Genomic DNA, 8,129 nt, shown 5'->3' with positions numbered 1-8,129 from the left:
GTATTGTAATCGGTAATAATAACAATTTTATTAAAAACATGATCATTCTAGCGTATTAAATAACTCACTAACTACGTTAAAAATTATTCATATAGAACAACTATGTATCATAATTTTAGCTTTGTTATTGAGCTGTTTTCTTATCCCTATAATAGATCACTAATTTAATGCAATTGGTATAAGGTTAATGGTTAAACTTTCTTATTTGCACTATTACTCCCATACGAGGATGATCTAGATAGTGCACTTCGCCACTGATCACACGTCTAAATTGTGAAAAGCGGGCTGATTCTATATCACCATTTTCTAGTTTTTGGCTGATATCAAAATCGGCTGTTATAAAGAGATAATGACGTAAATGAATCTTAAATAAACCATCGAGTTCCCATTTAACGTTTGGCTTATCTGGAGCGTTAAACAGTGCAGGTTGAGCGTTTAACAAGCTAATAAAATCAGGGTTAGCATAGCTAGGTATTGTATTAAGATCATTTTTAAAGTGCTGACCTGCAATTAAATGCATGCTCGGCGAGCGTGATTTACTTGCTCCTTCAAAGCGCCAGCCTGTATGCAGTAAAGGTGTTAGCCCTTTACGAGAGAGCTGTGCATATTGAGTTTTAAATTGCAATTGCTCAGATGATAAAAGGTAAGTTTGCTCCATTGCTTCTTGTGTTTCAACAAGGGGAGTCACAGGGAGTTCATCGTAACTTTGTAAATAATCAATGCTCTCATCACACACACTTGACTGTGGATTAATGCCAACTAATGAATCGGTAAATGAACGTGTTTGAAAGCGCTCATCACCATCTATGCACGCTTGTTTAGCTTGCTCTGTATAAAGTGGAGTCAACAGGTCTAGGGTATTTTTATCTGCAATAGCTTTATGTTTAAGGCTAAAGTCTTCTTGCAAGTAGGGGGCGGGGCGCTGTTTAAATATGAGCACTTCAACCTCAAACCAACGCTCTGCAAATGCAGTGCTGCTAAATAAGCAGCATAAAATAACCAGCGATTTTTTTAGCAACATTAATGGCTAACCTTTTTTTCGAAATCTGCAATCATTGCAGTGACCATTTTTAAGCGTTCGCGGGCATTTGCCTCACTAATTGCAAAGCGCAGTTTATTTGCGCCATCCATTTTGTACACCTTAGGTGCACTTTGTATCAAACCAATGATGAAGCTAGGGTTAACCTTAGTATCTTGGCTGAACTCAAAGTAACCGCCTTTAGGGTTAGCTTCAATTTTTGTTATCCCTAAATTGCTGGCCTGCATTTTAAGCTGTTGTAAGCTAAATAAGTTTTTAGCGGCATCGGGTAATAAACCAAAGCGGTCTATTAGCTCTACCTGTAACTCATCCATATCGTCAAGGTTAGCACAACTAGCAACGCGCTTGTACATACCTAATCGTGCATTAACATCGTGTATGTAGTCGTCAGGTAATAATGCAGCTAGTTTCAAATCTACTTCAGTTTGTTTTTTTAGTAGATTTTCAAGTGTTGGTTCTTTACCTTCGCGTAGCGCATTTACTGCTTGTTCAAGCATTTCCATATACAAACTAAAGCCGATGGTTTGCATTTGACCTGATTGATCATCGCCAAGCAACTCACCCGCGCCACGAATTTCTAAATCATGTGTAGCGAGGGCAAAACCCGCGCCTAAATCTTCTAACGATTCGATTGCTTGTAAGCGTTTACTTGCATCTTTAGATAGCGCTTTTGGGTCGCCCGTCAGTAAATAAGCATACGCTTGGTGATGACTTCGGCCAACTCGCCCACGTAATTGGTGTAACTGTGCAAGGCCGAGTTTATCTGCTCTATCCATAATAATGGTGTTGGCTGTAGGTACATCGATACCGGTTTCGATAATCGTGGTACACACCAACACGTTGTATTTTTGATGATAAAAGTCAGTCATTATTTGCTCAAGCTCTTGCTCGCGCATTTGACCATGGGCTGATGTTACACTCGCTTCAGGGACCCATTCACTAATTTCTTGTGCAACACGGTCAATAGTTTCTACATTGTTATGCAAAAAGTAAACTTGGCCACCGCGTTTAATTTCACGCAGTACCGCTTCGCGTATTAGTTCTACATCACGTTGGCGAACAAAGGTTTTTACCGCTAAGCGTTTAGCCGGTGGCGTTGCGATAATTGATAAATCGCGCATGCCGCTCATGGCCATGTTGAGTGTGCGAGGTATTGGCGTTGCAGTCAGTGTAAGTATGTCTACATCGGCGCGCAGTGCTTTAATTTTCTCTTTTTGACGCACCCCAAAGCGATGTTCTTCATCAACAATAAGTAAGCCTAAATCGTGAAATTTAATGTCTTGCTGAATCAGTTTATGTGTGCCAATAACTATATCGAGTTTACCGTTGGCCATTTTCTCAAGCGTGTCTTTTTGCTCTTTGGTGGAGTTAAAGCGTGAAAGCACACCAACTTCAATAGGAAAATCAGCAAAACGGTCTTTAAAGTTTTCATAATGCTGTTGAGCTAGCAGGGTAGTTGGTACTAAAATGGCGACCTGTTTGTCATCGTTAACCGCTACAAAAGCAGCACGCATGGCCACTTCTGTTTTACCAAAGCCTACGTCACCACACACTAAGCGATCCATGGCTTGTTTTGATTGCATATCACCTAATACGGCTTCTATGGCGTTGCGCTGATCGTCAGTTTCTTCAAACGGGAAGCTATCGCTAAATTGGCGATATGCAGGGGCATCTAGAGTGAATTTATTACCTGGCTTTGCTTGGCGCTGAGCATAAATATCAAGTAATTCTGCGGCTACATCGCGAACTTTTTCAGCCGCCCGTTTTTTTGCTTTTTCCCAAGCATCTGAGCCAAGCTTATGCAGCGGGGCGCTGGCTTCTTCACCGCCAGAGTAACGACTAAGCATATGCAATGCAGATACTGGCACGTACAATTTAGCTTCACTTGCGTAAGTAATCGTAACAAACTCAGTAACTACACCTGCAGCGTCAATTGTTTGCAAACCTTGATAACGGCCAACACCATGATCGAGATGCACAACAGGTTGGCCTTCTTTAAGCTCAGCTAAATTACGAATTAGCGCATCTTGGCTGGCTTCGTATTTATGTTTGCGGCGTCTGCGCTGAGATACTTTTATACCCAGCAGTTCTTGCTCAGTAATAATAGAAAGGCTGGGCTTAGTACCAAGTACCACACTTTGCTCAAGCGGGCTTACTATTAAACCTACATCACTCGCGCTTTTTATAAATTGTTCGAGTGTTTCGAATTCTTTAAATTTTAAACCGCTTGGTTTTAGAATGCTCAGTAATGATTCACGACGACCGTCCGATTCAACACTGAGTAATATGCGGCCTTTTTTATTTTTTTGCTCTGCTACATAATTTATAAACGCGCCATAAGGTTCATGCTGTTTATGATCAATTCGAATGGCTGGCAGCTCGCCAACACTTAAGTTTTTATTACCTGCTTTAGTGCCAAGCTTTGCAAGCGATAAGCGAATACGTGCAAAATTTCCTAAATTAGAAAACAACTCTTCAATAGGCTGATAAAGCGCATTAGGCTCTAGTAATGGACGAAGTGGGTCAACTCTGCGGTTCTCATAGCGTACATTTACATCGTGCCAAAAGGTGTCTGCCGCGTGCTCTAAATCACCCAGCTGCATAACAGTTGTCGTATCTGGCAAGTAGTCAAAAATAGTCGCTAGCTTTTCAAAAAACAACGGCATGTAGTATTCAATACCCGCAGGCCAGTTACCCTTACTCACTTGCATGTATACAGAATCTTGCTGCGAACTTGCGCCAAATTTTTCACGGTAGCTTATTCTAAAACGTTCAATATCAGCGTCGTTAGTTGGAAACTCATGTGCTGGAAGTAGCTCAATTTTATCTACTTTTTCATCAGAGCGCTGCGTTTCTACATCAAACAAACGAATAGTGTCGAGTTCGTCATCAAAAAAGTCGAGTCTAAATGGGTGCGGGCTACCCATAGGGTACAAATCAACAATAGAGCCACGTATAGCGTATTCGCCGTGCTCCATTACTTGTTGAACATTTAAATAACCAGCTTGCTCTAAGTTGTCACGAAAGTTATGTGTGTCTAGCTTGTCGCCGACTTTAAAATTTATTGTTGAGCCGTAAATAAACGAGGCGGGTGCAGTGCGCAACATTAATGTAGATACAGGCACAATTAACACACTTTGTTGTTCTTTTTTTAAGGTATTTAAAGTGGCTAAACGGGCTGAAATAATATCTTGATGGGGAGAAAAGTGATCGTATGGCAGAGTTTCCCAATCAGGAAATACCATTACTGGGTTATCGGGTAATAAATATTCTAGCTCTGTTTCAAGGCGCAGTGCACTTGGTGTATCAGGCGTAACAATCAAGACTAAGTTGTCTTGCTGTTTAACGCCTTCAGCAATGGCAATACTTAAACCACTTCCGCTTAGCTGGCCCCATTGAATTTTATCTTTTTGAGATTTTACCCAAGGCAAGGCTGCCCATTGCTCAAACGCCATTTATTACTCCATTTATAGTTGGCTCTTAGCAAGTAAGAGCCATTATATTTGTTACCCAGAGTTCAGGTGACTTAGTCTCGGTATATTTTTGTTAGGTCTTTATAGTGATCAATTCGTCGGTCACGCAAGAACGGCCAGATACGTCTTACGTTTTCTGAGCGTTTTTGATCAATTTCTACTACTAAAATTTGCTCATCAGTATTATTAGCCTCTGCTAATAATTCACCTTGTGGGCCTGCAATGAACGAATTGCCCCAAAACGCAATACCATCGCTTTGCGCGCTTGGGTCACTTTCATGGCCAACGCGGTTACAGCTAATTACCGGTACACCGTTGGCAACAGCATGGGCACGCTGGCTAATAACCCACGCATCTTTTTGACGAGTTTGCTCAGCAATGTCGTCGTTAGGATCCCAACCAATAGCGGTTGGGTAAATTAATATCTCAGCGCCAGCCATTGCCATTAAACGTGCAGCTTCAGGAAACCATTGATCCCAACATACTAGCACGCCTAATTTACCGACCGAGGTTTGAATAGGCTCAAAACCGATATCACCTGGGGTAAAGTAAAATTTTTCGTAAAAACCAGGGTCATCAGGAATATGCATTTTTCGGTATTTACCCGCAATGCTGCCGTCTTGCTCTAATACAACTGCGGTGTTGTGATAAAGGCCCGTTGCACGTTTTTCAAATAAAGAAGCGACAATTACAATACTTAGCTCTTTAGCAAGCTCACCTAAGGCATTACTGCTAGGACCTGGAATAGTTTCGGCTAAATCAAATACGTCAACATTTTCGGTTTGGCAAAAATAGAGGCTTCGGTGTAGCTCTTGAAGTACAACCAGTTTTGCACCTTTTTGAGCGGCTTCACGAATGGCATTCATTGATTTTGCCATATTGTGCTGAGCGTTATCGGTATTGCTTTGTTGCACTAACGCAACGGTTAACTTTGCAGGGCTTGTCATTGTGCTGCTCCAGCTAAAAATCCACGAGGTAATTGCATTGTAATACAGTGCAGGCTGCCAAATTGCTCAATAATAGGTTGGCAATTTACGCCAATAATAATGTGCTCAGGGTATGCTTTTTGAACTTGAGCAAGAGCACGTTCATCATTGGCATCATTATACGTTGGCACAAGTACCGCATTATTAATAATTAAGTAGTTAGCGTAGGTAGCCGGTAGGCGTGTTTGCTCATCGTCATAAGCGGCTTTTGGCCACGGTAACTCAATTAAGTTATATGGGGTGTTATCGGCCGTTTTAAAGGTTTGCAGTTGTTTTTCCATTGCATCAAGTGCGCTGAAGTGTTCATCAGTTTTATCATCGCACTGCACATAGACAAGGGTATTATTTGGTGCAAAACGCACGAGCGTATCAATGTGGCTGTCGGTGTCATCGCCCGCTAAATAGCCATGATCAACCCATAAAAAACGTGTCGCGCCCAAGTGCTCTTTTAAAAGTGCTTCAATATCACTTGGGTTTAAATCTGGGTTACGGTTTTTATTGAGCAAACACTCACTGGTTGTTAGTAATACACCGTGTTCGTTTATCTCAATACCACCGCCTTCAAGTACCATATCGAGTGCTTGATATTGGTTTTTTGAACTACTTAATTCTTTTACCAATGTACGGTTTATTTGATTGTCTAATGTGCTTTCAAACTTATTGCCCCAACCATTAAAAGTAAAATCATATACTTTTAGTTGCCCTAGCGTATCAATAGCGCCACAAGTGAGCGGACCATGATCGCGTGCCCACGTATCATTGGTAGGCGTTACTACAAAATGAACACGATTTAGAGCGATATTAGCGCTATTTAGCAGTGCTGTAATATGCATTTTTAAGGCGCTGTCATGCGCCACAATAACAAGCTGTTGCTGCGTTGTTATGTGCTTAGCAAGTTCAGTATAAACAGGTTCTACACGTGCTAAGTTGTCGGCCCAATCGGTGTTTTTGTGAGGCCACGTGAGCATAACGGCGTCTTGCTCGGCCCATTCTGGTAAAAGTCTAAAGTTCATGAATTTTATATACTAATTAAGATGACGCTAGTTTAGCATTTTACATAAAGATGTCAGCTAATTATCACTGTTTAGGTCGGCTTGGTTTGGTTCGGGTTCTTGGCGTTTTTTAAGCTGACGAGTCTGCGCATGTAAACTCGCTCTAACAATAAGCTCTTGATCGGTTGCTCTAATGGCCGTAAATAGCATGGTGTATTGATAATGCTCACTCTCTTGCTTTTCTATGGCAACCACTTCGGTGTAACAATAAACAGCCGAGGCTTCGTGATGTAAAAAGAGCTTAGTTCTAAATGCTTGACCAATAGGGTGTACATCTGGTGAGGTAAAACGAATACCGCCACCGCCGTAGCTATCACATTGTATAGCGTTATCTTGTGCTTGCTCTGAGGCTAAAATATGGCTCATTATTAAATCAATTTTACGTGACTGCGCCTGCAAAAAAGTAGCTAGCTCTTGTGCTATATCGCCTAAGTTACGCAGTGGGCGTAAAGAGCTTTGTTCAAGTTCACTGACTTCGTTAGCGAGTCTAAATAGTGGGGGTATGTCGTCTTCTAATTCAAGTTGCGATTGAGGTACTTCATCATTCGATACAGCGAATAGATTCACTCTTATACTTTCATTTATTTGAAAGTACTGCTCAAATTCACCTAATCTTTCACTATTCATTATCTTCTCCACCACGTATTTATTTAATAGTAGCGTTGTGAGTACTAAATTGCTAGCAGATAAAGTAACGCTTAACGAGCTAAATACTTTGTTTGCATTCAATTTTTTAACATACTGATTATGAAATAAATACGCTAAGACATATTTAGGGTTAGTTATAAAAAAGCGGCCAATATCATCCTGACATTGACCGCTTGGGTATTGATTTATTAGCGCATACTTATTTAAGTAGAGCGGCTAATTCATGTAAATCTTTCACAACGTGGTCAGGTTTTTTAGCTAATAGATAAAGGGCTTTGCCAGGGCGTGCAATGAACGTGGTTTGTAAGCCAGCTTCTTTTGCACCAGCAACATCCCAGCCGTGCGCTGCTATCATCATTGCTTCATTGGGTGCTACATTTAGCTTTTTAAGTACCCACTCATAAGCACGTAAGTCTGGTTTATAAATTTTAATATCTTCAATACTGTAACGTGCGTCAAAGTACGACATTAAACCAGCACTTTCAAACTGTGCCTTAACACCTTTGTTTGAAGAATTTGTAAGACTTACTAATTTATAGCCCTGAGCTTTGAGTTTCGCCAGTCCTTCTTTAACATCGCTATGGGGAGGAAGGGTCAAAAGTGGCGTAACAATGGCTGTTTTAGCTTGTTCACTGGTAATATCAATATTGTTGTTTTGGGCAACCATAAGTAGCGACGCTACCCCGATTTGTCCAAAGTCGTGATAGTTACCGCTTACTGTGTCTACCAGTGAATGGTGTAGCATGGTAGAGAACCACAGTGGTAATAAATCTTCACGTCCGCCTAGGGCGTGTTGACCTTTGTGGATTGAAATTTGTTCAATCTAGGGACGATTTAATCGCGGCGCGAGGTTTGACATTTATACTGCGTTATCGCCTGTTTATGGGGAATAACCACACGACATAGGATCTGCCTTGCCTAAATACCAAAC

6 protein-coding genes are annotated in these 8,129 nt (G+C 41.2%); all 6 read right to left on the bottom strand.

The features are described from left to right. Positions 1-184 precede the first annotated feature (184 nt). Positions 185-1,021 (bottom strand): peptidoglycan binding protein CsiV, encoded by an 837-nt coding sequence (locus CWB66_RS17660; RefSeq protein WP_138586397.1) that lies wholly within the window; start codon positions 1,019-1,021, stop codon positions 185-187. Next, on the bottom strand, positions 1,021-4,494 hold the full coding sequence (mfd, locus tag CWB66_RS17655; protein WP_138586396.1) for a transcription-repair coupling factor: 3,474 nt from the start codon (positions 4,492-4,494) through the stop codon (positions 1,021-1,023). Before mfd ends, CWB66_RS17660 begins: the two co-directional genes overlap by 1 nt. Positions 4,495-4,565: 71 nt before the next feature. Next, a complete protein-coding gene (locus CWB66_RS17650; protein WP_138586395.1) occupies positions 4,566-5,459 on the bottom strand; it encodes a carbon-nitrogen hydrolase in 894 nt (297 codons plus the stop codon). Next, a complete protein-coding gene (locus CWB66_RS17645) occupies positions 5,456-6,511 on the bottom strand; it encodes an agmatine deiminase family protein (RefSeq protein ID WP_138586394.1) in 1,056 nt (351 codons plus the stop codon). The genes CWB66_RS17650 and CWB66_RS17645 overlap by 4 nt, the downstream gene beginning before the upstream one ends. A 57-nt stretch (positions 6,512-6,568) precedes the next feature. Then, complete coding sequence (locus tag CWB66_RS17640) at positions 6,569-7,177, bottom strand: PilZ domain-containing protein (protein ID WP_138586393.1); 609 nt, start codon at positions 7,175-7,177, stop codon at positions 6,569-6,571. A 220-nt stretch (positions 7,178-7,397) separates the two neighbouring features. Next, entirely contained in the window at positions 7,398-8,021 is a 624-nt protein-coding gene (locus CWB66_RS17635; protein ID WP_289508511.1) for a haloacid dehalogenase type II, read from the bottom strand. Positions 8,022-8,129: the final 108 nt, after the last annotated feature.

The organism is Pseudoalteromonas sp. S558, from assembly GCF_005886635.1.
Lineage (GTDB): Bacteria > Pseudomonadota > Gammaproteobacteria > Enterobacterales > Alteromonadaceae > Pseudoalteromonas > Pseudoalteromonas aliena.
The sequence above is the reverse complement of the archived record's forward strand: the minus strand, read 5'-3'. Positions and strand labels throughout refer to the sequence as shown.